The organism is Nocardia brasiliensis (genome assembly GCF_011801125.1).
Taxonomy (GTDB): domain Bacteria; phylum Actinomycetota; class Actinomycetes; order Mycobacteriales; family Mycobacteriaceae; genus Nocardia; species Nocardia brasiliensis_C.
The window spans coordinates 7,186,407-7,211,967 of the sequence record NZ_CP046171.1 but is presented as its reverse complement, the minus strand read 5'-3'; the positions used below and the strand labels follow the sequence as shown (position 1 = coordinate 7,211,967).

Genomic DNA, 25,561 nt, shown 5'->3' with positions numbered 1-25,561 from the left:
GGATGGCTTGTCGGATTGCGATCGGAAAAGCTTATTTCTCACTCCCGTCGCAGTAACACCACTGGTCCCGCTAAGCTTCAAGGAGCACGTGCGTGTCTGTTCCGCCGGTGGGGAAGCCGGCGGCGCGGACGTGCCGGAGGTCAATGGTGCAATGATGTCTTCGAACAAGATGTCTGCAAGTAGCTCAGGGAGTTCGAGTGGCTCCGGTCCCTCGGGTAACCGGGGCGGTTCCCGGGCACCGAGTGGTCCGGGCGCGCAGAGTCAACCCATGCTCGGCGGCACTCAATTTCTCACGGTCGCCGAGGTGGCGAGCCTGATGCGAGTGTCCAAGATGACGGTGTACCGGCTGGTGCATTCCGGTGAGCTGCCCGCGGTGCGGGTGGGTCGTTCGTTCCGGGTGCACGCCAAGGCGGTGCACGACTATCTGGAAACGTCCTACTTCGACGCGGGCTGAGCCTGCTGCGGTCCCCTCGACACAGCGCTCGCCGGGCACGGTCCGGCGGCAAGAGATCAGGCGGTTTCGAAGGTCGCTGGACGTGCCGGTACGATAGATCCTCGGTTCGTGTTCGCCCGCCGGCGGCACCGCTTCTGGGTGCCCCGAGGTATCCGGCGGCGCGGGCACTGGGCGTGAGGCTTGCCGAGCGACCGGTCAGTTGGCGCACGTGAGTAGCGTGCGCGCCGAGTAGAGAGAACGCGAGGAACAACCCTATGGGTTCTGTGATCAAGAAGCGCCGCAAGCGCATGTCGAAGAAGAAGCACCGCAAGCTGCTTCGCCGCACACGTGTGCAGCGGCGCAAACTCGGCAAGTAAGCGCTGCGCGTTCAACTACAAAGGCCCGTCATCGTCGAGGTGGCGGGCTTTTGCGGTATTCGGTGACTGAAGTCATCGTCAGAACCTCATTGATCCCATCGGAACCCGCGCACGCAGCGGCTACCCTGGGAGCCGGGGATAAATGAATGGGGGCTTGTCAAGGTGGGATGCGGTGCCGGCTGGTTCTGACGTTCGGGACGGACACACACCGAAGGTGGTGTTGGTAACCGGAGCGAGCCGCTTTTTCGGCGGCAACGTGGTCGCTCGTCTGGCGCAGGAGCCCGGCATCGAACGCATTCTCGCCGTCGACACCATGACCCCGAGCCGGGAACTGCAGCGCCGCATGGGCCGTGCCGAGTTCGTCCGCGCCGATATTCGTAATCCCTTGATCCGCAAGGTGATCGACGGTGGTGCCGTGGACACGGTGGTGCATGCCGCGGTGCTGGCCAAGCCGCCAGCGGGTGCGACGCGCGCGGTGATGAAGGACCTCAACGTGCTCGGCGCCATGCAACTGCTCGCGGTGTGCCAGAAGGCGCCGACGATGCGCCGGGTGGTCGTGCGCTCCTCGTCGGCGGTGTACGGCTGCAGTGCGAAGGACCCCGCGAAGTTCACCGAGGAAATGAGCGCGCGCACCCCGCCGCGCGGTGGCTTCGCGCGCGACATGATCGAAATCGAAGGGTACGTGCGCGGATTGGCCCGGCGTCGCCCCGATATCGCGACGACGATTCTGCGTTTCGCACCGATCGTGGGGCCACGGCTGGCCGGGCGCGGCGCGCAGTACCTGCGTTCCCCGTTGACGCCGACGGTCTTCGGCCGTGACGCCAGGATGCAGCTGATCCATGAGCAGGACGCGATCGCCGCGCTGGCGCACGCCGCGCTCGCCGGGCGCGGCGGCACCTTCAACGTCGCGGGCGACGGCGCGCTGGCGCTCTCGCAGGCGGTGCGGCGCGCAGGCCGCATCGAACTCCCGGTGCCGTTCGCGCTGTTCCGCAGCGCGGGCCGGGTGCTGATGGGTCCGGTGATGCGTGAGTTCTCCGGCGAGCAGCTCGACTATTTCCATTTCGGTTGTGGCCTCGACACCACCCGGATGCGGGCCGAACTCGGTTTCGTCCCGCGCTGGACGACGGTGCAGGCCTTCGACGACTTCATCGGGGGCGCAGCGTCGCGGCCCGTCATCGACCCCAAGTGGATCGATGCCGCAGAATCCAAACTGCTCGGCCTGCTCGGGGCCGGTACGGGAGCACAGCAATGAACGACGTAGCGAAAGTGATCCAGCTCCACGACATACAGGTGGACGCGCGCCCGCGCCCGCCCGCCCGGCGCTGGCCGGAGCACGCGCCCGGCGCGGAGCCAGGTCAGGTGACCTCGCTGACCGAGCGGCTCGCCGCCGCCGAACCGCCTGCGCCGCAATCGGTGTCGGATCTGATCCGGGGCGCGATCGGCAAACGGATCGGCAAGACCGCGGAGTTCGCCCGGCGCAGGCTCACCGGCGACTACCAGGTGGACGAGTTCGGTTTCGACGAGCAGCTGCTGGAGTCGGTGCTGCTGCCCGCGCTGCGGCCGATGTCGGAGTTGTGGTTCCGCGCGCAGGTGAGCGGCATGGACAACATCCCGGAGGTGGGTGGCGCGCTGATCGTGGCCAATCACGCGGGCACCGTGCCGCTGGACGGACTGATGCTGCAGCTGGCGATCCACGACCGCCACCCCAAGCAGCGCGCGCTGCGGTTGCTGGCCGCCGACCTGATCTTCGAGACGCCGATGCTCGGCTCGCTCGCCAGGAAGGCCGGGCACACGCTGGCCTGCCGTGAGGATGCCGAAAGGCTGCTGCGCGCAGGCGAATTGACCGGGGTCTTCCCGGAGGGCTTCAAGGGGGTCGGCAAACAGTATGCCGACCGCTACAAGCTGCAGCGATTCGGCCGCGGCGGCTTCGTTGCCGCGGCGGTGCGCACCGGCGTGCCGATCATCCCGTGCTCGATCGTCGGCTCCGAGGAGATCTATCCGAAGCTGGCCGACATCAAGCCGCTGGCCCGGTTGCTCGGCCTGCCGTATTTCCCGGTGACGCCGCTGTTTCCGCATCTCGGCCCACTCGGTGCGCTGCCGCTGCCGTCGAAGTGGTACATCGAATTCGGCACGCCCATCCCGACCACCGGCTACGACCCGGAGGCGGCCGACGATCCGATGACCATGTTCGAGGTCACCGACCAGGTGCGCGAGACCATCCAGTCCACGCTCTACAAACTGCTCGCCAAGCGCCGCAACCCGTTCACCGGGTAGCGACGCGCGGGTGCGCCGCGCGCCACCCGTCGTCCCGGCGAACGCCGGGCACCAGTCGGTAAACCCCTCGGCCGCACTGGTTTCCGGCGTTCGCCGGAGCGACGGGGGCGCCGGGCACTGCTCGCCGGGCGGTTGCTCAGTGGTCGCGCTTGCGGGTGACCGCGGCGGCCACCGCGCCGCCCGCCGCGCCGAGCGCCAAGGCCGTTGGCACGCCGATCTTCGCGGCCTTGCGGCCGGTGCGGAAATCCCGGATCTCCCAGCCGCGGTTCTTCGCGACCTCGCGTAGGTCCGAGTCCGGGTTGATCGCGACCGCGGTGCCGACCAGCGAGAGCATGGGCACGTCGTTGTGGCTGTCGGAATAAGCGCTGCAGCGCTTGAGGTTCAGCCCCTCCCGGATCGCCAGCGTGCGCACCGCGTGCGCCTTGCCGAGGCCGTGCAGGATGTCGCCGACCAGGCGCCCGGTGAACTTGCCGTCCACGCTCTCGGCCACCGTGCCGAGCGCGCCCGTCAGGCCCAAGCGCTTGGCGATCACCTGGGCCAGCTCCACCGGCGTCGCGGTGACCAGCCAGACCTGCTGGCCCGCGTCCAGGTGCATCTGCGCCAAAGCCCTGGTGCCCGGCCAGATCTTGTCGGCGATGATCTCGTCGTAGATCTCCTCGCCCAGCTCCGCGAGCTCGGCGGTGGGGCGTCCGGCGATGAACGCCAGCGCCTTCTCCTTGCCGCTGGCCATGTCGGAGCTGTTCTCGCGCCCGGTGACCCGGAACTTGACCTGCTTCCACGCCACGTCGACCAGGTCGGAGGTCTTGAAGTACTTGCGCGCGGCCAGGCCTCGGGCGAAGTGCACGATCGAGGCACCCTGCACCATCGTATTGTCCACGTCGAAGAATGCCGCGGCGGTCAGGTCGCGCGGCACCTCGGGGCTGGTCGGATCCGGCTGTGCCGCCGCCAATTCCGCGTCGTGCAGCGAGAGCGCGGCGTCGGCGCTCGCCTCACCGGCCAGGTTGGCGCGCAGCTCTTCCTCGCTCGGGCCGAACGGGCTGCGCGGAATGCGGGCAAGCTGATCCTGCAGACCCTGGCCGATCTCGCCCAGGTTCCAGCGCGCCGGAAACTCGCCGAATCGGCCCGCGATGAATCCGGTCCTTGCCACCCTCGATCGTTCCGGCACCAGTACCTCCGCCCGTCGCGCGAACCACGTCCACAGTAACCGGGGGAGCCGACAGTCAGCGTAGGACCGGGCAGACCGATTCGGGCGTGGCGAGGGGATTTAATATCCGCCATGACCAATCCCACACATTCGGTGACCCTGTTGACCAGATCCGGCTGTGGCCTGTGCGTCACCGCGCTGGACCAGCTGCGGGTGATTTGCGCCGATTTCGGTATCGAGCCTGCGACGGTCGACGTGGATGTGGCGGCGGCCACCGACCCCGGCCTGCGCGCGGAGTTCGGCGATCGGTTGCCCGTTGTCCTGCTCGACGGCCGTGAGCACAGCTATTTCGACGTCGACGAGGGCAGATTGCGCGCGGACCTGAGCCGCTGACGGCCGCGCGGACGCGCTGGGGCGGCCCGCGCGGCGCGGCCACGCGGACGCGGCCGAGCCCGTGAAATCGGACGCTGAGCGGTAGCGATGAACGCCGGTTTCGGCCCGACCGCTGGTCGCGGCGGAAAATGAGGCCAATTTCACCGACTTTGTGAAGGGCTGCACAAGCGGTTACGGTGGTGGCACGCGGACCCGCTCGCCGAGGCTGCGGACCCACCGCGTACAAGACACCCAGCATTGCGACACTTCGACCGTGGCACCGGACCGTCCCGGGCCAGAGGTCCAGCGACGAACCGGAACCCGATCGGGCCGGAACGAGGAGCCGACGACGTGACAGAGCAGCATGAGGCGCCCGGCGGCGTCTCCGGCAGGGCTCTGCAGCGAGGCATCCCGCAGGCGACGGTGGCGCGGCTGGCGACCTATCTCCGAGTCCTTGCCACATTGGCCGACGAGGGTGTTGCCATCGTATCGAGTGAGGAACTGGCTGTCGCGGCGGGTGTCAATTCCGCCAAGCTGCGCAAGGACCTTTCCTTCCTCGGGCCCAACGGAGTACGGGGTGTCGGCTATGACGTAGCCAAGCTCCGGGCCAGGATCGAGGATGTGCTCGGCCTGTCGCAGGGACACCGTGTGGTGCTCGTCGGCGCCGGGAATCTCGGCCGGGCCCTGGTCGGCTACGGCGGGTTCCAGCGGCGCGGTTTCACCGTGGTCGGCATCTTCGACAACGACATCGATGTGATCGGTCTCTCGGTGGCAGGCCTGGTGGTGCGCGATGTCGCCGGGCTGGCCGAGGCGGTCGCCGCGCTCGAACCCACCATCGCGGTCATCACCGTGCCCGACGACGCCGCCCAAGACGCCTGCGACCGGCTGGTCGCGGCCGGGCTGCGATCCATCTTGAGCTTCGCGCCCTGTGAGTTGCTCGCGCCCGACTCGGTCGAGGTGCGCCGGGTCGACCTGGCGGTCGAACTGCAGATGCTCTCCTTCGAGCGGGTGCGCAACGCGGACGCCGCTGCGATCCCCGCCGTGGCCGAGCCCGAGGTGGCGCGGGCCGTCTCCGGGCGGATCGCGCACCGCTCACCCACCCACACCTCGGCCGCTCACCCGGCACTCAAGCATTCGGCAGCCGCGCACACGGCGACCTCGCATACGGCAACGGAGCCAAAGAGCAAGGGATCGGTGGTTACTCCATGATCGAGCGAATTGTGACTCGGCGCGCGAGGCGCATGCCGCAATCGAGCGTGAGCGAGGCACAGGCATGAGCGTCTTGCTGGTCGGGATCTCGCATCGGAGCGCACCTGTCTCGGTGCTGGAGAAGGTGGCGATCACCGACACCGACCGGCCCAAGCTGATCGACCGGCTGCTGGCCTCCAGTCACGTGTCCGAGGCGATGATCGTCTCCACCTGCAACCGGGTCGAGGTCTACGCGGTCGTCGACGCCTTCCACGGCGGTCTTGCCGAGGTCGGCGAGCTGCTCACCAAGCACTCCGGGCTGCCGCTGCCCGATCTGACCAAGCACGCGTACGTCCGCTACAGCGAGGCCGCCGCCGAGCATCTGTTCGCGGTGGCCAGCGGGCTGGATTCGATGGTGATCGGCGAGCAGCAGGTGCTCAGCCAGATCCGCGGCGCCTACGCCTCGGCCGACGCCCAGCAGGCGATCGGGCGGACCCTGCACGAGCTGGCCCAGCACGCGCTGCGGGTGGGCAAGCGGGTGCACTCGGAGACCGGGATCGACCGGGCCGGCGCGTCGGTGGTGTCGGTGGCCCTCGATCGCACCAGGCAGGTGCTCGGCCCGCTGGCCGGTCGTACCGCCGTGGTCGTCGGTGCGGGCGCGATGGGCGGGCTCGCGGTGGCGCACCTTTCGCGGGCGGGCATCGGTCGGATCATCGTGGTGAATCGCACCATGGCGCGGGCGCACCGGCTCGCCGAGACCGCGGGCACGCACGGCGTCGCCGCCGAGGCGCGCGAGCTCTCGCGGCTCACCGAGGCGATGGCGGTGGCCGACGTGGTCGTCACCTGCACCGGCGCGGTCGGTCACGTGGTGACCCTCGCCGATACCCATCGGGCGCTGTCGGATCGGGAGCGCGCGGGCGAATCCGCCACCGCGGAACGGCCGTTGGTGTTCTGCGACCTCGGCCTGCCCCGCGACGTCGAGCACGCGGTGGCCGGACTGCCCGGCGTGACCGTCATCGACATCGAGACACTGCAGCGCGATCCGGCCGCGGGCGCGGCCGCCGACGACACCGCGGCGGCGCGCACGATCGTCGCCGACGAGCTCGCCAAATACCTGGCGGGCCAGCGGATGGCTGAGGTCACCCCGACCGTGGCCGCGCTGCGCCAGCGCGCCGCCGAGGTGGTGGAAGCCGAACTGCTGCGGCTGGATTCGCGGCTGCCGAGCCTGGCCGATCCGGAACGCGACGAGGTGGCGCGCACCGTGCGCCGCGTGGTCGACAAGCTGCTGCACGCCCCGACGGTGCGGGTCAAGCAGCTCGCCTCCACTCCGGGCGGGGACAGCTACGCCGAGGCGCTGCGTGAGCTGTTCGAGCTGAAACCGGGTGCGGCGCAGGCGGTTGCCGCGCCGATGGAGATCACCGCGCTCGGTGAGCGCGCGAGCCTGCTGCGTCCCGACGCCGATATCGCGCTGGCCGACGACTTCACCGCGAGCCACCGCGCCGACGAGCAGGGGCAGACGGCATGAGCCCCCGCGGCACCGACGAGGTGCGCCCATGACACTCGCGCAGGAAGAGGACACCGTGACGGCAGCAAACATGCGCTCGCCGTGGCGGATCGGCACTCGCGGCAGTCTGCTCGCGCTCACCCAGGCGGGCATGATCCGCGACGAGCTGGTCGCCGCGGGTCATCCGGCCGAGCTGGTGGTGGTCAAGACCGCCGGTGATCTGTCCGCCGAGCCGGTGCAGCAGATCGGGGTCGGCGTCTTCACCTCCGCGCTGCGCGACGAGCTTGCCGCGGGCGCCATCGACATCGCGGTGCACTCGTACAAGGACCTGCCGACCGTGCAGGACGAGCGGTTCACCATCGCCGCCATCCCGGCGCGGGAGGACCCGCGCGACGCGCTGGTGGCGCGCGACGGACTGGTGCTCGGCGAGCTGCCCGCGGGCGCCAAGGTCGGCACCTCCGCGCCGCGGCGCGCCTCGCAGCTGCGGGCGCTCGGTCTCGGCCTGGACATCGTCGCGTTGCGCGGCAACCTGGATACCAGGCTGCGCCGGGTCAGCGAGGGCGAGCTGGACGCGGTGGTGGTCGCCAGGGCCGGGCTCGCCCGGATCGGCAGGCTCGACGCGGTCACCGAGGCGCTGGAGCCGGTGCAGATGTTGCCCGCGCCCGGTCAGGGCGCGCTGGCGATCGAATGCCGCAGCGACGACACCGAACTCATCGAGGCGCTCGCTGCCTTCGACGATGCCGCCACCCGGGCGGCGATCACGGCGGAGCGGGCGCTGCTCGCCGAGCTGGAAGCGGGTTGCACGGCGCCGATCGGCGCGCTGGCCGAGGTGGTCGAGTCGATCGACGACGAAGGGCGGATCTTCGAGGAGCTCTCGCTGCGTGGCTGCGCCGCCGCCGTCGACGGTTCCGATGTGCTCAGAGCGTCGGTGGTCGGCGCCCCGGAGCAGGCGAGCGAACTCGGCCGCGCGCTGGCCCGCGAACTACTGGAACTGGGCGCCCGCGAGCTGCTCAGTGTGCCCGAACCGGATGCCGGTTCATCCGCATCGGCGGTGAGTGCGCCCGCCACAGACTTCACCCAACCCAGCCCAATGGAGAACAGCCAATGAGCGCGCGAGCAACTAAGAAGCACCCCGGTCGGATCCTTTTCGTCGGGTCAGGTCCCGGTGACCCGGCGTTGCTGACGGTGCGTGCCCGCGAGGTGATCGGGCGCGCCACCCTGGCGTTCACCGACCCCGACGTGGACAAGGGCGTGCTCACCCTGATCGGGACCGCGGTCGAACCCGGCCCCGACGGGGAGCGCGCGGTCGACGTGCGGCCCGCGCTCGGCGAGCCTGCCGAGGTGGCCAAGACCTTGATCGCGGAGGCGCGCAACGGCTCCGACGTGGTCCGGGTGGTCGCCGGCGACCCGCTCACCACCGATTCGGTGATCGCCGAGGTGAACGCGGTGACCCGCTCGCACATGGTGTTCGAGGTGCTGCCCGGCCTGCCCAACGGCTCGGCCGTGCCCAGCTACGCCGGTATCGCGCTCGGCTCCGGGCACACCGAGGCGGACGTGCGCGGCGAGGTGGATTGGGCCGCGCTCGCCGCCGCGCCGGGACCGCTGGTGCTGCACGCGACCTCGGGCCACCTGGCCGAAACCGCCAGTGCCCTGGTGGAACACGGCATGGCGCCACAGACGCCGGTCGCGGTGACCGTGCGCGGCACCACCCGCCAGCAGCGCACCATCGAGGCGACCCTGGCCACGTTGAACAGCGCCGCGTCCGAGCTGGTCGGCCCGCTGGTGGTGACCATCGGCAAGGTGGTCGCGTCGCGCTCGAAGATGTCCTGGTGGGAGTCGCGGGCCCTGTACGGCTGGACCGTGCTGGTGCCGCGCACCAAGGATCAGGCGGGGGAGATGAGCGAGCGGCTCGTCACCCACGGCGCCATCCCGATGGAGGTGCCGACCATCGCGGTCGAGCCGCCGCGCAGCCCCGCCCAGATGGAGCGGGCGGTCAAGGGCCTGGTCGACGGCCGCTACCAGTGGGTGGTGTTCACCTCAACCAACGCGGTGCGCGCGGTGTGGGAGAAGTTCGCCGAATTCGGTTTGGACGCACGCGCTTTCTCCGGGGTGAAGATCGCCTGCGTCGGTGAGGCCACCGCGGACAAGGTGCGCTCGTTCGGCATCAATCCGGAGCTGGTCCCCAGCGGGGAACAGTCCTCCGAGGGCCTGCTCGCCGACTTCCCGCCCTATGACGACGTTTTCGATCCGGTGAACCGGGTCCTGTTGCCGCGCGCCGACATCGCCACCGAGACGCTGGCCGAGGGCCTGCGCGACCGGGGCTGGGAGATCGACGACGTGACCGCCTACCGCACGGTGCGTGCCTCGCCGCCGCCCGCGGAGACCCGCGAGATGATCAAGACCGGCGGTTTCGACGCGGTCCTGTTCACCTCGTCCTCCACGGTCCGCAACCTGGTCGGCATCGCGGGCAAGCCGCACGCGCGCACCATCGTCGCGTGTATCGGCCCGAAGACCGCCGAGACCGCCATCGAGTTCGGTTTGCGCGTGGACGTGCAGCCCGAGGTCGCGCAGGTCGGTCCGCTGGTCGAGGCGCTCGCCGAGCATGCCGCCCGGCTGCGCGCCGAGGGGCTGCTGCCGCCGCCGCGCAAGAAGAGCCGCCGCAGCCGCTGACCCGGCCACAAGACCGTCGCACCGCCCGAACCGAATCCGGTTCGGGCGGTGGCGTTTTCCCGGCGTTCGGGTTTCGCGGTGGCGAAACCTCAGTGCCGCTTGCGGATCAGCGTGCGCACCATGGTGCAGGTGGTATCCGAGGGCGGGCGGATGCCGATCGCGTCCGCGGTGTAGCGGATGCGCTTGTTGTTGGCTTCGCTCGCGCTGTACACCCCGGAATCGAGCAGCGCGATGGTCAGCCGCATCGCCTTGAGCTTGCGGTTGTGGCGGACGTACCACGACCGTGGCCGCCCGGCGGGCAGCCGCTTCTTCGCCAGCGGTGTGTAGGGACTATCGATCAGAACGGTCTTCGTCGCGGGCACAGGCTTCCCTCCCGATGCGATCGGGGACTCGGCGAGCCCCCTCGAACACTGTTTCGATTATACCGCCGTCCACCGACAAAAACCGCTGGCCGCAACGTTTTCGGTCGCTGCCCAGCACTGTTGCCGACCCGCTGCCCAGCACTGTTGTCGACCGCTGCCGAGCGCTGTTGGCGGCCGCTGCCAAGGGCTGTTGTCAGTCGTTGTCGAGCGCTGTTGTCGGTTACTGTCCGCCACCGATGTCGGCTGCTGTTCGGCGCCGTTTCAGCACTGCGCCGACACCGTGGCCCCGCCCGCCGAAAACCGGTGCGCGACGGGTCAGATGTCGTGCAGCAGGCGCAGCGATTGCGGGTGGCCGAGGGCGGCGGCGCGTTCGAGCCAGTGCCTGGCCTCCTGCTGGGCCGGGGTACTGCCGGTCGCGATCAGCGCGGCGGCGCGGAGCACGCCGGGCTCGCACAGGTCGCCGGTGAACGGGGCCGAGTCCTGCTCGCGCAGGTAAAGGGCAAGGCGGAACATCGAATCCGGGTCGTCCGCGGCGGCGCCGCGCCGCAGCCAGTACGCACCGGACTCGCTGTCGCCCTGCTCGAGATACAGCCAGCCGAGGATGGCCATGGCGTCGGCGCGGCCGCGGCGGACGGCCTCGGTGAGCAGGGCGACGGCCCGCTCGACCTCGTTGCGGCGCGCCAGATACAGCCCGAGCGTGCGCATCGCGGTGGGATGCCCGGCCGCCGCAGCGCGCTCGTACCACCGCTCGGCGGACTCGGCGTCCCCGCGCCGATTCGCGACGACGCCCATGTTGCACAGCGCCTCCGGCGACCCGTCCTCGGCCGCGGGTCGCAGCCACCGCTCCGCCTCGTCGAACTGGCCGCGCTCCAGATGCACCAGGCCGAGCTGCACATCCGCGCCGACGCACCCCGCCGCGACCGCGGCCTCCAGCCAGTGCACCGCCTCCGCGATCCGGCCGTGCGTGCCGCACAGCAGCCCGAGATCGGCCATCGCCGTCGCGCTGCCGTGTTCGGCGGCGCGCCGGAACCAGTGCTCGGCGCCCGGCCGGTCCCGCGCGTCGCGCAGCAGCTGGGCGAGCTGTTCCATCGCGCCGGTGTCGCCGCGTTCGGCGATGGCCCGCAGCGCGTCGAGCCTGCGTTCGCGGGCGGTGGGCGCGGGATCGGGACGCGGATCGAGAAACAGCGGCAGCGCGCCGGTGTCCACCGGATGCTCGTCGTCGGGGAGTTCGCCGCGTTCGCGCCGGGCGATGGAGTCGCTCCACTCGCTGAACCGGTCGTCGTCGGGGCCGATCTCGACCATCCCGTGCGCGATCGTCCCGTCCGGCTGTTTGCCCTGCCACGGGATGAGCAGTCGTCCGTCGGGCAGTCGACGCGCGCCCGGCGGGGGCTGCCCCTGCTGGCCTCCGTCGGGTGTCATCGCGGACCTTTCAGGCCGAATCGGATGTGCCGTGCCGGTAGCCGTTGGCGTCGGCGTAGCCGGCGAGTTGTGAGTCGTAGCTGCTGAGGCTGTCCAGCAACCAGGTGTCTCCAGTGTCCTTCACTACCACTATCGGCCCTTTGACACCCGGTGCGAGCACCGGCGCCGCACCGTCGGTGTACCAGGACGTGGTCGACCAGGGAAAGACGAACGCCCAGCCCACGTCCGAGACGTGGCCCTGCGGTGCGAGCTGGAACGGGTCGGCTGGCGTGGCGAATCGCGCGCTGTGCTGCGCGAGCAGGTGCCGGGCGCTGTTGCGCGCGACCCGGATGTCGAGCGGGCCGGTCGTGGTGTCGGGGAACGGCAGGTTCGCGTCCGGGAGGGCGCTCAACTGCCTGCCGCCCGCCACCGAGACGGGACACGGCCTGCTCTGCAGCCGCAGGAACACGGTGTGCGCGGTATCGGAGAAGCGCAGCTGCACGGTGGCGTCCTCGGTGTGCCCGACCAGGTGCCTGCCCTGACTCTGTGTCCATTCGTGCTCGTCCGGGCGCATGCCGAGCTGGTCGAACGCCGCGCGCGCCACGCTCATGATGCCGACCTCGGCCGACTGCCGGGCGATCAGCTCGACCCGGAAGATCTGCCTGTCGCCGTCCACGGCCCGCCAGGCGCGCAGGGTGGTCTGCGGTGGTGCCAGTCCGCCGGTGAGCACGGGCCACCAGTCCGCGAGCAATACCGCCACCCACGATTCGAAGTCGGCGGCTCGGGCCAGCGAGATTTCGGTGTGCGATTCGGTCATGAAGTCCCCCAGGGGGTCTCGCCCTCCTGTCGGAGTATGCGCCATCGATCCGCGACCGCGGTGTGATTTCGAGCACCGGGACAGTCGCCGGGTCGCCGGGTTCCGGTTCACCCCGTGTTCGCGGGAAACCGGCGGGCCGCGCGGCCGGTCGGCACCCTCGGCCGTGCCGGGTGCGCGCGACCGTGTTCGCCGCCGGGCGTATGGTGCGAATATGACCGGATTGGACCGCCCGCGGCGGTTGCGCCGTACCCCCGCACTGCGTCGTCTCGTGGCCGAAACCACACTGGAGCCACGGCAATTGGTGTTGCCGATGTTCGTCGCCGACGGACTGGACGAGCCGCAGGAGATCGGCTCGATGCCCGGCGTCGTGCAGCACTCCATGGATTCGCTACGCAAGGCCGCCGTCGAGGCGGTGGCCGCGGGCGTCGGCGGGCTCATGCTGTTCGGCATCCCGCGCCCCGAGGACAAGGACGCCTCGGGCAGCCAGGCCAGCGATCCCGACGGGATCCTCAACCGCGGTCTGCGCGCGCTGTCCGACGAGGTCGGCTCGGCCACCGTGCTGATGGCCGACACCTGCCTGGACGAGTTCACCGATCACGGTCACTGCGGCGTGCTCGCCGCCGACGGTTCCGTGGACAACGACGCCACGCTGCACCGCTACGTGGAGATGGCGCTCGCCCAGGCCGCCTCCGGCGCCGACCTGCTCGGCACCAGCGGCATGATGGACGGCCAGGTCGGCGCGATCCGGCGCGGCCTGGACGCGGTCGGCCGCACGGACACCGGCATCCTGGCCTACGCGGTCAAGTACGCCTCCGCGTTCTACGGTCCGTTCCGCGAGGCCGTCGCCTCCTCGCTGGAGGGCGATCGGCGCACCTACCAGCAGGACTCGGCGAACCGCCGCGAGGCGATCCGCGAGCTGGAACTCGACCTGGCCGAGGGCGCGGACCTCGTCATGGTGAAGCCGGCCATGTCGTATCTGGACATCCTGCGCGACGTCGCCGACCACTCGACCGTCCCGGTCGCGGCCTACCAGATCTCCGGTGAGTACGCGATGATCACCGCCGCCGCCGAGCGGGGCTGGATCGACCGGCGCGGCGCCGTGCTCGAATCGCTCATGGGCATCCGCCGGGCGGGTGCGGACATCGTGCTGACCTACTGGGCGACCGAGGCCGCACACTGGTTGTCGTGAACAACCTGCCGAGACCGAGCGGCGCGCCGTATCCACCCGCGCCATCCGCGCCGCCGCCGATGCCGACCGACGTCGGAACCGCCCGGCAATTGTGGTGGGGCGTGGTCGGATTCGGTGTCGTCCAGCTGGTCGCGTCGGTGCTCGCCGCGCTCGCGCAGCGGCACAGCTTCGCCAAGCAGGTCTTCGATCAGGCCAAGGAGAAGGACCCGCAGGTCACCATGGCAGGCGCCGAGCTGATGGTGGCGCTGGTCTACGTGGTCGTGGTGGTGATCGGGCTGGCGGTGGCCGGGGTGGCGTTGCTGGTCGTGCACCAGTTCGCCCGCGGCAAGCAGTGGGCGCGCACCCTGCTCACCATCGCGGGGGTCTGGCTCATCGTGGTCGGCGTCGGCGCGCTGTTCGCGTTCGACGCGGTGACCGGTGCCGCCTCGCTGGTCGCGGGGGGCGCCGCGATCGTGCAGGCGGTGCTCGCGGGCGGCGCCGTCTACCTGGCGCACCGGCCGGAATCCACGGCGTATTTCCAGGTGAGCCGCCGGTGAACAAGCGGCGCCCGAGTTTGCCGGGCCCAGGTCGGCATGTATCGTGAGGGTTGTCACAGTGGACATGGGAACCGGTAGTTGGCTGTCAAGCGTTGTTGTGCGTCGCAGGTCGCTCCGGGGAATCGGAGGCAGCAATGCGAGTGGTGATCCAACAGCCGCAGAGCATTCGGCGCGAGCTGGCCGTGTTGAGCCTGCTGGTTCTGTTCGGGGTCCTCACCGTCGCCGTGCTGCTGTTGCCGGGTCTGACTCGCTGATTCTGTCCGCTCCCTTGTCGATTCGCGGTGCCCGCTCGGTCGGGTGCGTGTCGGCCGGTGCCGCATGATCACCACCGACGACGCGAATATCCTGTTCGCCGAGCCGGGCGCGCGCTGGCGAACCACGGCCTACGGGCCCATTCTCTGCTTGATCATCCTGATTCTGGAACTGGCCACCGGTAGCGCCGTGCACTGGTTCGCACTCCTCTTCTGCGGCTCGCTGATCGCGGGTTTCGTTGTGCTGCAGGTGGTCGCGGGGCGGCGGCACGTCAGCGTCGAGCTCACCGGCACCACGCTGCGGCAGGGCACCGAGACGCTGCCGCTCAGCACCATCGCCGCCGTGCTGCCCGAACGCGACGAAGACGCGTGGGACGACGAGGAATGGGAATCCGCGCGAGCGCTCGGCGAGCTGAGCGGAGTGCCGCGGCGGCGCACCGGGATCGGCCTGCGCCTGGCCGACGGCGGGTACGTGCAAGCATGGGCGCGGGATCACCGCGCGCTGCGGGCCGCGCTCGAGACGACCATCGGGAACAAGTCCGACGCGGTCGATCCCGTGGCCAACCCACCGGAGGGCGAGGACGAGCCCAGCGAGAACGGAGCGGACCGATGAGGGGATGGATCGCGGTGCTCGTCGGCGAACTCGGCCTGGCGGTGCTCCTGCTCGTCGCCGCGGTGGCCAGCTGGCGGGCAGGCATTCGCACCAGCACCTTCGCCGCGCTCGATCGGGCGCCGGAGTTCGTCGCGACCCGCTATGTCGGGCCGTGGCTGTTGCTCGCGGCGGTGCTCGGCGCCGTCGCGGGACTGTTCCTCATCGACGCGGTCGCCCGGCTGGTGCGCCGGCGCCGGGCGCGCTGATCTCGACCGTTTCGATTCCGCACGCGCGGGAACATCCGACGCATGAAACCAACAGCCCCCGTCAAGCGCACGCTGTCCGGCGTGGCCGCCGCAGGTCTGATCGGCGCGGCCACCGTGGTCACGGCCGCCGCGGCACCCGCCGAGGTTTCCGCGGCAGGGCCCGCCGCGCCGCCGCCCGCCCTGGTCCAATCCTCGCCCGCGCCACTGCTGCACGTGCTGCCCGCGCCTTTGGCCTGCCTTGCGACGACCGGTTCTGCCATGTTCTGCGTCGGGATCACCTAGAGTCGCGGCAACCGATCTCCGCCGCGGTCCGCGGTAGGCCACAATACCGCTGCGGCCGTTAGGATTTCGGCTGTCATTCGGACGAACCGATCAAGAGGACAGGGATTGATGAACCGGCTTGCTGTGAAAGTCTGTGCCGCACTGGCGTTTGCCGCCGCGATCGGAGTCGGCGCCGCACCGGCGGGTGCGAACACGGGCCTTCCGCTCGAGCCCGCGGAGGTTGCCGCGGGCGCCGTCGACGCGCCGGTGCTGGTGCCGGAATCCGGTTCCGCTGGGCCGTACAACTCGTTCATGTGCATGCTGCACACCATCGCGCCGCAGACGCCGTGCATGTACAGCTGAACCGGTTCCGGCAGACGGAGCGTCAGCTCCAGTTCTGGTAGATGTCGAGCACGCGGCCGTTGCGGGTGCCCGGTGCGTTCAGGAACAGGGTGATCGTCCCGTCGGGGCGATCGGCCGCCTCCATGATCGCCTGCCGCAGCGACGCGTGCACGCCACCGTTCTCGTCCTTGTAGATCGAGGTGTCGGCCTTGAGCCCGACGCCGATCCGGTTGAGCGGCACCACCATGCTGATCAGCGCCGGAATCGGCCCGCCCGCCACGGTCTCGGTCTCCGCATGGCTCAGTTGCAGTCCCAGTCGATCGGGTTGCGCGACCGGCTCGGCCGCCTGCGCCGAACCCGCGCCGAGCGCGATCGCCGCGCCGACGAGCGCCGTGGACACCGCAGCACTGAACATGGCAAACCGCATGAAATCCCTCTCGGCCGATGAGTGTTGACGCCCGAGATTACGCACCGGCAATCCGTCGGCCACCGAATACGCCGTAAACGCAGGCCCGGCGTGTTGCGATCCGCGTCACTTCTGCGCGCGAGGGCACAGACCCTGTCGTCGACCCGTTCCGGAGGGGCTGCGACACTGGAGGTCGTGAGTTCTTCTCCGCGCGTGACCAGCGCATCGGTGCCGGTTTCCGCTCAGCTCTTCGACCGGGCTTGTTCGGTGATACCGGGTGGGGTCAATTCCCCGGTGCGTGCCTTCAACTCGGTCGGTGGCACACCGCGATTCATCGCGTCCGCCAACGGCTACACCCTGGTCGACGCCGATGGAAACGAGTACGTCGACCTGGTGTGTTCGTGGGGGCCGATGATTCTCGGCCACGCCCATCCCGAGGTGGTCGAGGCGGTGCGCCGCGCCGCGGTCGGCGGCTTGTCGTTCGGTGCGCCCACCGAGGCGGAGATCGAACTGGCCGAGGCGATCGCCGCGCGGGTGGCGCCGGTGGATCGGGTGCGGCTGGTGAACTCCGGCACCGAGGCCACGATGAGCGCGGTGCGCCTGGCGCGCGGCTACACCGGTCGCGCCAAGATCATCAAGTTCGCCGGCTGCTATCACGGGCATGTCGACGCGTTGCTGGCCGACGCCGGGTCCGGCGTGGCGACCCTCGGGCTACCTACCTCGCCGGGCGTCACCGGCGCACAGGCGGCCGACACCCTCGTGCTGCCGTACAACGATCTCGAGGCCGTCGCGGCCGCCTTCGCGGCGCATCCGGACTCGATCGCGTGCGTGATCACCGAGGCCGCCGCGGGCAACATGGGCACCGTCGCGCCGCAACCCGGCTTCAACGCGGGCCTGCGCAGGCTCACCGCCGAGCACGGCGCGCTGCTCATCATGGACGAGGTGATGACCGGATTCCGGGTGAGCTCGGCGGGCTGGTTCGGGCACGAGGGCGTCGCGGGCGATCTCTACACCTTCGGCAAGGTGATGAGCGGCGGCCTGCCCGCCGCCGCGTTCGGCGGTCGCGCCGAGATCATGCACAGCCTGGCCCCGCTCGGCCCGGTCTATCAGGCGGGCACGCTGTCCGGTAACCCGGTCGCGGTCGCCGCCGGGCTCGCCACGCTGCGCGCGGCCGACGACACGGTGTACGCGGCGCTGGACCGCAATGCCCAACGACTCGGCGCGCTCTTCGGCGAGGCGCTGAGCGCGGCCGGGGTCGAGCACCGGGTGCAGTTCGCGGGCAATATGGTGAGCGTGTTCTTCACCGAACGCCCGGTCACCGACTACGCCGCCGCCAAGGCGAGTCAGACCTGGCGCTACCCCGCGTTCTTCCATGCCCTGCTCGACGGTGGCGTGTACGCGCCGCCCAGCGCGTTCGAGACCTGGTTCGTCTCCGCGGCGCTCGACGAGGACGCGTTCGACCGAATCGCCGCAGCCCTGCCCGCCGCCGCACACGCGGCCGCGGCCGCCACTCCCGAAGGATCCCGCGCGTGAGCCCCGATCACGATCAGCCCGACGCCGACAAGCGCGAGCTAGAGCAGCCCACCGAAGCCGCAGCACCGGCCGAGACGCCGGACGCCGACGTCCCGGCAAGCGCCGATCCGGAGATCGCCGCGGCCGAGACCGCCGCGCTCACCGATGCCGCCGCGCCGGTCGCCGAAGCCGGGACCGAGCCCGAGACCGCCGATTCGACGGTCGTCGACGCGGGCGCGCAGTTCGCCGCCGCCGCGTCCGGTAGCGTGCGGCCGACCCCCGCGGTCGCCGAAACAGACCGGGCCGCAGCCGATTCCGCGGCCAAGCAGCCGTCATCGGCGGCGCTGCGGCACAGCACCGAACCGGTGGAGACGATCGTGCACGTGCTGCGCCACGGCGAGGTGCACAACCCGAACGGGATCCTCTACGGCAGGCTGCCCGGCTTCAGCCTCTCGGTGACCGGCCGCTCGCAGGCGGGCGCGGTCGCGCGGGCGCTGGCCGACCACGACATCGCGATGGTCATCGCCTCGCCGCTGCAGCGCGCGCAGGAGACCGCCGAACCCATTGCCGCGCAGCATCAATTGATCGTGCGCACCGACGAGAACCTGATCGAGGCGGGCAATACGTTCGAGGGCCTGCGGGTCTCGGTCGGCGACGGCGCGCTGCGCAAGCCGCGGCACTGGTGGAAGTTGCGCGACCCGTTCACGCCGTCCTGGGGCGAGCCCTACCTGCAGATCGCGCACCGCATGCTGGCCGCGGTCAACAAGGCGCGGGTGGAGGCGGCCGGGCGCGAGGTCGTGCTCGTCTCGCATCAGCTGCCGGTCTGGACACTGCGCCGATTCCTGCAGGGCCAGCGGCTCTGGCACGACCCCCGGGTGCGTCAGTGCTCGCTCGCTTCGCTGACCTCGCTGGTCTACCAGGGCGACACCCTCGTCGACATCGTCTACTCCGAGCCCGCCGGCGGTTCGGACCCCGCGGTACACGGCGCATGATCGCCACCACCGCGTTCGGCAACCCGCCCGCCCGTGCGGCCCGGCGGGTGGTGCCCGCTCTCCTGGCATGCCTGGCCCTGCTCGCCGGGGTCACGGGGTGTTCCGGCGGTACCGACGCGGTGGCCTCGGGCGGCACCTTCGAATTCGTCTCGCCCGGTGGCAAAACCGAGATCTTCTACGATCCGCCCAGCGCGCGCGGCACCATCGGCCCGCTGTCCGGGCCCGACCTGATGACCGCGGGCAAGACCGTCTCGGTCGCCGACTTCGCGGGCAAGGTCGTGGTGCTCAACCTGTGGGGACAGTGGTGCGGGCCCTGCCGCGCCGAGGCCCCCGCGCTCGAAAGGGTCTACGAGGCAACGAAAGACAGCGGCGTTGCCTTCCTCGGTATCAATGTCCGAGACCCGCAGCAGGACAAGGCGCAGGACTTCGTGGTCGACAACAAGGTCGGCTACCCGTCCATCTACGACCCGTCCATGCGTACGCTGCTCGCGCTCGGCGGGAACTTCCCGACCAGCGTCATCCCCACCACCCTCGTCTTGGATCGTCAGCACCGCGTCGCCGCGGTGTTCCTGCGCGCGTTGCTCGCCGACGATCTGCAACCGATCGTTCAAAAAATCGCCTCGGAGGAAGCACAGTGAATCGCGATCGCCGCACCCGTACCCTGCGTGCCTGTCGACCCCGGCAGGGGGCTCGCCGCATCGGCGGAGCCTGGGCCGTGGACGACCGATGGAAGGGCATCGCCACGGTGCCGCGCAGCGTAGCCGCGGACTCGCTGCTCGACTTCGGCGTGCTGTTCGGCGCGGCCGAGGGACCGAGCGAGCCGCGCATCGTGGTGCGCGGCGACGAGGAGCCGGTCGAGCAGACACCGGACGGTGACGCCGGGTGAATCGCGCGTCGAGCACGGTGGCGCGGTGATGGTGCTGGCCGCCGTAGGAGATTCGTTCCAGCAGACCGCGGCGACCGGACCGTTGCTGCTTGCCCTCGGTGCCTGCCTGCTGGCGGGGCTGGTGTCGTTCGCGTCGCCGTGTGTCGTGCCGCTGGTGCCCGGGTACCTGTCCTACCTGGCCGGGCTGGTCGGCGCCGAGGCGCCGCCCGCGACGGTCGCGCAAGCCAAAGGGACACAGGGCGGTTCGGTCGCGCTGTACACCTCCGCGCGGAGCGGACGGCTGCGGGTCGCGGGTGCGGCGGGACTGTTCGTCGCGGGTTTCACGGTGGTTTTCGTGCTCGCCACCGCGACGGTTTTCGGCGTCATCCAGACGCTCAACGTCAATCGTGAACTGCTGCAACGGATCGGCGGCGTCGTCACGATCCTGATGGGGCTGGTGTTCATTGGTCTGGTGCCCGCCCTGCAGCGCGACACCAGGATGCAGCCGCGCCGGCTCACCAGCATCGCGGGCGCGCCGCTGCTCGGCGGGGTCTTCGCGCTCGGCTGGACGCCGTGCCTCGGCCCGACCCTGTCCGGTGTGATGGCGGTGGCCGCGGGCACCGACGGCACCACCGCCGTGCGCGGGGTGGCGTTGATCGTCGCCTACTGCCTCGGCCTCGGCCTGCCGTTCGTGATCCTGGCCTTCGGTTCGGCCAGCGCGCTGCGCGGTGTCGGGTGGTTGCGGCGCAATTCGCGCACCATCCAGATCATCGGCGGGCTGCTGCTGGTCGCGGTGGGCGCGGCCCTGGTGACCGGGATCTGGGATCAATTCGTCGGCTGGGTGCGTGACGCCTTCGTCTCCGAGGTGACGCTGCCGATATGAGTGTCGATTCGATGCGCGGTGACGATTCCTCGGTGGTGACGCAGCAGCAGGCCGCCGGACCGGGCAGGCCGCCGCGGCAGTCGCTGCCCGGCCGCGCGCTGGCCTTCGTCCGCAACACCTGGCGCGGGCTCACCAGCATGCGCACCGCGCTGGTGCTGCTGTTCCTGCTCGCGCTCGCCGCGATCCCCGGCGCCTTGCTGCCGCAGCGCAGCCTGAACGAGCAGAAGGTCGCCCAGTACATCGCGAACCGGCCCACGCTCGGACCGTGGATGGACCGGTTCGAGTTGTTCGACGTGTTCGGCAGCTTCTGGTTCACGGCGATCTATGTGCTGCTGTTCATTTCGCTGGTCGGCTGCATCCTGCCGCGCTGCTTCGACCACTACCGCGCGCTGCGCACCCCGCCGGTGCGCGCGCCGCGCAACCTGACCCGGTTGCCGCACCACTACTCCGGCACCGCCGACCAGACCCCCGACGAGGTGCTCGCGCGGGTGCGCACCGGGCTGCGCGGTTGGCGCACCGAGGTCCGGCCCGGCACCAGGGACGGCGAGATCACGCTGTCCGCGGAGAAGGGCTACACCCGCGAACTCGGCAACCTGGTCTTCCATCTGGCGCTGGTCGGCCTGCTCGTCGCCATCGCGGTGGGCAAGTTGTTCGGCTACGAGGGCAACGTGATCGTCATCGCGAACGACGGCCCCGGCTTCTGCACCACCTCGCCCGCGGTGTTCGACTCGTTCAAGGCGGGCAACGTCAACGACGGCACCGGCATGACGCCGATCTGCGTGCGGGTCAAGGACTTCAAGGCCGACTACCTGACCAACGGCCAGGCCGAGATGTTCACCTCGAACATCGAATACCAGGCCGGGGACGATCTGCGGACCGACACCTGGCGTTCCACCAAGATCCAGGTGAACCATCCGCTGCGGGTCGCAGGGGACCGAATCTACTTGCAGGGCCACGGTTACGCGCCGAAGTTCACCGTCACCTTCCCGGACGGGCAGACCCGGACCGAGTCCATCCAGTGGCGCCCCGACGACGCGATGACGTTCCTGTCCAGCGGCGTGCTGCGGATCGACCCGCCGGGCGGCATGTACGCCACCGACGAGCAGCGCCGCAAGAACCAGATCGCCATCGAAGGACTGTTCGCGCCGACCGCGCTGTTCCACGGCAGCCTGATGACCTCGTCGTTCCCCGCGATGAACGATCCGGCCGTCGCGGTCGACATCTACCGCGGCGACACCGGCCTCGACACCGGCAGGCCGCAGTCGCTGTTCGCGCTCGACACCGAGCAGGTCAAGCAGGGCCGCTTGACCAAGGAGGCCAGGGTGAACCTGCGCCCCGGCGAATCGACCACGCTGCCCAACGGCACCAAGGTGACCTTCGACGGCGCGCAGGAGTTCGCGAACCTGCAGGTGTCGCACGATCCAGCGCAACAGTGGGTGCTGGTGAGCGCGGTGATCATGATGCTCGGCCTGCTGGTCTCGCTGCTGGTGAAGCGGCGCCGGATCTGGGTCCGGGTCTACCCGGCCGAGGACGCAGCCGGTACCTTGGATAAACGACGCACTGTAGTAGAGATGGGCGGGCTGGCCCGGACCGACCAAGCGGGCTGGGGTGGTGAGTTCGAGCAGCTGCGTGCGCGCCTGCTGGACGATCCGTCCGACGCGAAGACCACGGGAGACTAGAGATGCCGATCAACGAGACCATCGCGCGCTACAGCGATTTCTCGTTCAAGACCGCGATCGTGGTCTATGCGCTGGTGCTCGTGCTGCTCATCTGGCAGTACGCCACCGCGCGCAGCCGTCAGGTCGCCGAACGCGAACTGGTGTCCGTCGGTGGGTCCGCCGTCGATCCCGCGGTGCCTGGTCGCATCGATGTCCCGTCCGCCAAGCCGTTGTCCGAGCGGCTCGGCAACACCGCGTTCTCGGTGCTCGTCGTCGCGATCGCGCTGCACGTCGCCTCGATCGTATTGCGCGGGTTCGCCACCCATCGTTTCCCGCTCGGCAACATGTACGAGTTCGTCACCATGGCGACCGCCGCGGCCGTCGTCGTCGGTGTGCTGTTCCTGCGTGAGCCGCGGTATCGGGCGATGTGGGTGTTCCTGCTCGTCCCCGTGCTGGTGCTGCTGTTCCTCGCGGGCACCGTGCTCTACGCCGACGCCGCCCCGGTAGTTCCCGCGCTGAAGTCCTTCTGGCTGCCCGTGCACGTCACCATCGTCAGCATCGGCAGCGGTGTGTTCCTGTTCGCCGGTGTCGCCAGCCTGCTGTTCCTGTTCCGGCTGCGCCAGCCCGACGGCGCGGAATCCGCCGGCGTCCTCGGCGCCATCGCGCGCCGCCTCCCCGATGCCCGCACCCTGGACCGCCTCGCCTACAAAACCACCATCATCGGCTTCCCCCTCTTCGGCGCCGGCGTCATCCTCGGCGCCATCTGGGCCGAAGCCGCCTGGGGCCGCTTCTGGGGCTGGGACCCCAAAGAAACCTGCTCCTTCATCGCCTGGGTCCTCTACGCCGCCTACCTGCACGCCCGCGCGACTTCCGGCTGGCGCGACACCAAAGCCGCCTGGATCAACGTAGCCGCCTTCATAGCCATGCTCTTCAACCTCTTCATCATCAACATGGTGATCAGCGGCCTGCACAGCTACGCGGGCCTCAACTAAGCACCTTCTACCTGCGTTTCCTGGTCATCATTGCCCGCCTCTGAGTCCCTGCTCGTCTGTCTCGGCACGCAGGGAGCACGCAGCGGAACCAGGCCGATCCCGGATCGCGGCCCCAATCGCGAGGCGCGTGGTCTCGTCCGCGTCAGGCCACAGGTGCGCTGCGGACTCTTCGAGCATCGCGACGAGTTCCAGCGGTACCGGCACCGACTTGGTACTCGGCCACTGGACGCGAGGGTGCACGATGCCACCTTCCGCACATCGAGCCATGGTCAGTCCCATCCGACACCAGCCCCGAGTCCCGCTATGGCCGTGGTCAAAGAATTGGCTGAGCTGGGTGGACGGACCGCGGTCGCGCAGCTCCCTGCCTCCTCATGGCCCGATTGTCTGACTCACTCGGCCGAATGAAGGGAGTAGCGCCTTGACACGACTCCCTCAGCTCAGAATGGCCAGGATGAGGAAGCAGGGGCGGGAAGTCTTCAGGAGCGAGAAGCTGCCCGTCCTCACCTGCCCAGGTCGGAAGATCTAGAGGGGCTCTGAGGGGTTCGGAGGGGTTCGGAGGGGCTATTGATATTTTAAACGCTGATCTGATAAATTATTGCCCGTGGCAGAAGACACCCAAGTGTTTACAGCCAAGGTCGCGACTTTGGCCAACATCTTCAAGCCGGGCGCACCCACTGATGATCAGCGCCTGTTTCGCGGCCGTCGCAGTCAGTTGGTGCGCCTGCTCGGCGTAACCGGCGCGCCGGGCCAGCATGCCATCATCTTCGGGGAACGCGGGGTCGGCAAGACTTCGCTGTCGTACATGGTTCGCGATGCCTTCGATGGCCAAGCCCCGGACGCGACGGTGTGTGTTCGTCTGGCGTGCAGTGCTGACGACGACTTTTCCTCACTGTGGCAGAAGCTTCACGGGCGACTCACGCTCGAACTGGAAAAATCTTCTAAAGATGGCGCACGGCAGCTAGTGGGAGAGACCTTGGATGAGGCGCTTCTCGACCGCGTGGAAGATATCCTGCTCGACGCGCCTACCCCTGAGACCGTAGGGCGTTGCCTGAGCCTGATCGCGGATCGCGTCCGCTTGCTGGTAATCGTGGACGAATTTGATCGCATGAACGTTTTCAGTGAAGGTGCGAAGTTCGCCGACCTGATCAAACAGATTTCTGACGATATCGTTCCCTGCACCCTTATCCTCGTCGGCGTTGCCGACAATGTGTCCGACCTCATCGCGGGCCATGCTTCTATTGACCGGTGCCTCATTCCTGTGCCGATGCCACGAATGACCCATGCCGAGTTGAATGAGATTGTCCAAGAGGGGTTCAGTGCTTACGGTGAGCGAAGTGGGTCACACCTTGCCGTGACCGAGGAAGCTGCTTCGGCCATCGCCAGCCTGTCTCAAGGGTTCCCGTACTTCACCCACCTGCTTGCTAGCGCCGTTGGGCGCGAGGCGATCTCTGCATCCAGGGAGGAAATCGAGTTTCCTGACGTCTTCGACGCGTTGATGGTAGCGAAGGACGAAGCCGAACCCAGCATCAGGGAGGCGTACTACCACGCCACCGTTGCCGCTCGCAGTGACGCGACATTCGAAAAGACTCTTGTAGCGTGCGCTATGACCGGTCCGGACCGCATGGGATATTTCACCGCGACGGATGTGCGCGCTCCTCTGTCGAGAATCCTGGGAGTGCCACGGAAAAATTCCGACTTCAATTCCCATCTGAAGCGGTTCAGCACTGGCCAGCCGATGGTTCTGGACGTTAAGACCGTAAGAAATACTCCGCGATACAGGTTTTCCAACCCGTTAATGAAGCCTTACGCGCTCTTGGTGGGTCTCTCTAACGGAATTCTTCCACGAGACATGCTCCGCAAGATCGAGTAATCCAGAGATCGTCTAATGGTGCACGGCCAGCCGCGTCCGGGAGGTCTTACGAGAGGCGGTACGGTGCCACAGAACCGGCCATACGTCGGTGGCGCACGTACCTCCGGACCTACCAGGGCAACCGGATGCCGAATCGCCACGCCGGGCGGCGCGATGGACTTCGGTGAGACCGCCGCCGAGTGCGCCATTCGGGAATGCCGGGAGGAGACCGGGATTACTGCGGAGATCACTGGGTTCCTCGGCGTTACAGCAACCCGAATCACCTTGTCGCCTACACCGGTGGCGAGATTCGCCAGCAGTACGAGAACACGTGCATCGGTCGGCCGGTCGCGGGAGAGCCGACGATCAACGACGAGGCAGACGGCGTGACCTTCGTGGCCCCGGAAGGCCTGGACCAGTACGACATT

29 protein-coding genes are annotated in these 25,561 nt (G+C 69.3%); 24 read left to right on the top strand and 5 right to left on the bottom strand.

The genetic code is table 11. The features are described from left to right. Positions 1–169: 169 nt before the first annotated feature. The 4 genes from F5X71_RS32955 (at position 170) to F5X71_RS32940 (ending at position 3,084) form a co-directional block, all read left to right on the top strand. Positions 170–454, top strand: coding sequence for a helix-turn-helix domain-containing protein (locus F5X71_RS32955; protein WP_238815595.1), 285 nt, complete (start codon positions 170–172; stop codon positions 452–454). A 254-nt stretch (positions 455–708) separates the two neighbouring features. Further along, entirely contained in the window at positions 709–810 is a 102-nt protein-coding gene (locus F5X71_RS32950) for a 30S ribosomal protein bS22 (RefSeq protein WP_003402602.1), read from the top strand. A gap of 142 nt (positions 811–952) precedes the next feature. Then, entirely contained in the window at positions 953–2,062 is a 1,110-nt protein-coding gene (locus F5X71_RS32945) for an NAD-dependent epimerase/dehydratase family protein (RefSeq protein ID WP_428981423.1), read from the top strand. Then, entirely contained in the window at positions 2,059–3,084 is a 1,026-nt protein-coding gene (locus F5X71_RS32940; protein WP_167465485.1) for a lysophospholipid acyltransferase family protein, read from the top strand. Before F5X71_RS32945 ends, F5X71_RS32940 begins: the two co-directional genes overlap by 4 nt. Positions 3,085–3,220: 136 nt before the next feature. On the opposite strand, the gene F5X71_RS32935 is transcribed toward F5X71_RS32940, so the two are convergent. Continuing rightward, positions 3,221–4,174, bottom strand: coding sequence for an HAD family hydrolase (locus F5X71_RS32935; protein WP_238816068.1), 954 nt, complete (start codon positions 4,172–4,174; stop codon positions 3,221–3,223). A 186-nt stretch (positions 4,175–4,360) separates the two neighbouring features. Between F5X71_RS32935 and F5X71_RS32930 the strand changes: the two genes are divergently transcribed. The 5 genes from F5X71_RS32930 to F5X71_RS32910 all read left to right on the top strand — a co-directional run bounded on the left by F5X71_RS32930 (position 4,361) and on the right by F5X71_RS32910 (position 9,962). Continuing rightward, positions 4,361–4,621 (top strand): glutaredoxin family protein, encoded by a 261-nt coding sequence (locus F5X71_RS32930; protein ID WP_167465483.1) that lies wholly within the window; start codon positions 4,361–4,363, stop codon positions 4,619–4,621. 330 nt (positions 4,622–4,951) lie between these two features. Then, positions 4,952–5,809, top strand: a complete 858-nt coding sequence (locus F5X71_RS32925; protein WP_167465482.1) for a redox-sensing transcriptional repressor Rex — start codon at positions 4,952–4,954, stop codon at positions 5,807–5,809. A gap of 64 nt (positions 5,810–5,873) precedes the next feature. Beyond that, on the top strand, positions 5,874–7,313 hold the full coding sequence (locus F5X71_RS32920; protein ID WP_167465481.1) for a glutamyl-tRNA reductase: 1,440 nt from the start codon (positions 5,874–5,876) through the stop codon (positions 7,311–7,313). A gap of 28 nt (positions 7,314–7,341) precedes the next feature. Then, positions 7,342–8,400: a hydroxymethylbilane synthase gene (gene hemC, locus F5X71_RS32915; RefSeq protein WP_167465480.1), complete on the top strand. Its 1,059-nt coding sequence runs from the start codon at positions 7,342–7,344 to the stop codon at positions 8,398–8,400. Beyond that, positions 8,397–9,962, top strand: a complete 1,566-nt coding sequence (locus tag F5X71_RS32910; RefSeq protein WP_167465479.1) for a uroporphyrinogen-III synthase — start codon at positions 8,397–8,399, stop codon at positions 9,960–9,962. The genes hemC and F5X71_RS32910 overlap by 4 nt, the downstream gene beginning before the upstream one ends. Before the next feature lie 89 nt (positions 9,963–10,051). Here F5X71_RS32910 and F5X71_RS32905 read toward each other — a convergent pair whose 3' ends face one another. The 3 genes from F5X71_RS32905 to F5X71_RS32895 form a co-directional block, all read right to left on the bottom strand. Further along, entirely contained in the window at positions 10,052–10,324 is a 273-nt protein-coding gene (locus tag F5X71_RS32905) for a hypothetical protein (protein ID WP_174817179.1), read from the bottom strand. 315 nt (positions 10,325–10,639) lie between these two features. Continuing rightward, a complete protein-coding gene (locus F5X71_RS32900; protein WP_167465478.1) occupies positions 10,640–11,743 on the bottom strand; it encodes a tetratricopeptide repeat protein in 1,104 nt (367 codons plus the stop codon). 10 nt (positions 11,744–11,753) lie between these two features. Further along, complete coding sequence (locus F5X71_RS32895) at positions 11,754–12,539, bottom strand: hypothetical protein (RefSeq protein ID WP_167465477.1); 786 nt, start codon at positions 12,537–12,539, stop codon at positions 11,754–11,756. A gap of 211 nt (positions 12,540–12,750) precedes the next feature. On the opposite strand from F5X71_RS32895, the gene hemB reads away from it, so the two are divergent. The 6 genes from hemB to F5X71_RS32865 all read left to right on the top strand — a co-directional run bounded on the left by hemB (position 12,751) and on the right by F5X71_RS32865 (position 15,997). Continuing rightward, on the top strand, positions 12,751–13,728 hold the full coding sequence (hemB, locus tag F5X71_RS32890) for a porphobilinogen synthase (RefSeq protein WP_167465476.1): 978 nt from the start codon (positions 12,751–12,753) through the stop codon (positions 13,726–13,728). Next, positions 13,725–14,264, top strand: coding sequence for a hypothetical protein (locus tag F5X71_RS32885; RefSeq protein ID WP_167465475.1), 540 nt, complete (start codon positions 13,725–13,727; stop codon positions 14,262–14,264). Before hemB ends, F5X71_RS32885 begins: the two co-directional genes overlap by 4 nt. A gap of 318 nt (positions 14,265–14,582) precedes the next feature. After that, on the top strand, positions 14,583–15,128 hold the full coding sequence (locus tag F5X71_RS32880; RefSeq protein ID WP_238815594.1) for a hypothetical protein: 546 nt from the start codon (positions 14,583–14,585) through the stop codon (positions 15,126–15,128). After that, positions 15,125–15,373 (top strand): hypothetical protein, encoded by a 249-nt coding sequence (locus tag F5X71_RS32875; protein WP_167465474.1) that lies wholly within the window; start codon positions 15,125–15,127, stop codon positions 15,371–15,373. Before F5X71_RS32880 ends, F5X71_RS32875 begins: the two co-directional genes overlap by 4 nt. Positions 15,374–15,415: 42 nt before the next feature. Then, positions 15,416–15,655, top strand: a complete 240-nt coding sequence (locus tag F5X71_RS32870; protein ID WP_167465473.1) for a hypothetical protein — start codon at positions 15,416–15,418, stop codon at positions 15,653–15,655. A gap of 108 nt (positions 15,656–15,763) precedes the next feature. Next, complete coding sequence (locus F5X71_RS32865) at positions 15,764–15,997, top strand: hypothetical protein (protein ID WP_167465472.1); 234 nt, start codon at positions 15,764–15,766, stop codon at positions 15,995–15,997. Between the two features lie 22 nt (positions 15,998–16,019). Here F5X71_RS32865 and F5X71_RS32860 read toward each other — a convergent pair whose 3' ends face one another. Next, entirely contained in the window at positions 16,020–16,466 is a 447-nt protein-coding gene (locus F5X71_RS32860; RefSeq protein ID WP_238815593.1) for a hypothetical protein, read from the bottom strand. A 111-nt stretch (positions 16,467–16,577) separates the two neighbouring features. Between F5X71_RS32860 and hemL the strand changes: the two genes are divergently transcribed. The 9 genes from hemL (at position 16,578) to F5X71_RS37870 (ending at position 25,523) form a co-directional block, all read left to right on the top strand. Continuing rightward, on the top strand, positions 16,578–17,915 hold the full coding sequence (hemL, locus tag F5X71_RS32855; protein ID WP_167465471.1) for a glutamate-1-semialdehyde 2,1-aminomutase: 1,338 nt from the start codon (positions 16,578–16,580) through the stop codon (positions 17,913–17,915). Between the two features lie 323 nt (positions 17,916–18,238). After that, positions 18,239–18,886 (top strand): histidine phosphatase family protein, encoded by a 648-nt coding sequence (locus tag F5X71_RS32850; RefSeq protein ID WP_167466923.1) that lies wholly within the window; start codon positions 18,239–18,241, stop codon positions 18,884–18,886. Next, a complete protein-coding gene (locus tag F5X71_RS32845; RefSeq protein WP_174817178.1) occupies positions 18,883–19,524 on the top strand; it encodes a TlpA disulfide reductase family protein in 642 nt (213 codons plus the stop codon). The genes F5X71_RS32850 and F5X71_RS32845 overlap by 4 nt, the downstream gene beginning before the upstream one ends. A gap of 77 nt (positions 19,525–19,601) precedes the next feature. Then, a complete protein-coding gene (locus F5X71_RS32840; RefSeq protein WP_167465470.1) occupies positions 19,602–19,772 on the top strand; it encodes a hypothetical protein in 171 nt (56 codons plus the stop codon). A gap of 28 nt (positions 19,773–19,800) precedes the next feature. Further along, a complete protein-coding gene (locus F5X71_RS32835) occupies positions 19,801–20,634 on the top strand; it encodes a cytochrome c biogenesis CcdA family protein (RefSeq protein WP_167466921.1) in 834 nt (277 codons plus the stop codon). An 11-nt stretch (positions 20,635–20,645) separates the two neighbouring features. After that, complete coding sequence (resB, locus tag F5X71_RS32830; RefSeq protein WP_167466920.1) at positions 20,646–22,313, top strand: cytochrome c biogenesis protein ResB; 1,668 nt, start codon at positions 20,646–20,648, stop codon at positions 22,311–22,313. A gap of 2 nt (positions 22,314–22,315) precedes the next feature. Then, positions 22,316–23,284 carry a c-type cytochrome biogenesis protein CcsB gene (gene ccsB, locus F5X71_RS32825; RefSeq protein ID WP_167465469.1) on the top strand — a complete coding sequence of 323 codons (969 nt, stop codon included), beginning with the start codon at positions 22,316–22,318 and terminating at the stop codon, positions 23,282–23,284. Positions 23,285–23,885: 601 nt separating this feature from the next. After that, positions 23,886–25,154, top strand: coding sequence for an ATP-binding protein (locus tag F5X71_RS32820; RefSeq protein WP_167465468.1), 1,269 nt, complete (start codon positions 23,886–23,888; stop codon positions 25,152–25,154). Positions 25,155–25,169: 15 nt separating this feature from the next. Then, positions 25,170–25,523 carry an NUDIX hydrolase gene (locus F5X71_RS37870; RefSeq protein ID WP_428981422.1) on the top strand — a complete coding sequence of 118 codons (354 nt, stop codon included), beginning with the start codon at positions 25,170–25,172 and terminating at the stop codon, positions 25,521–25,523. Positions 25,524–25,561 lie beyond the last annotated feature (38 nt).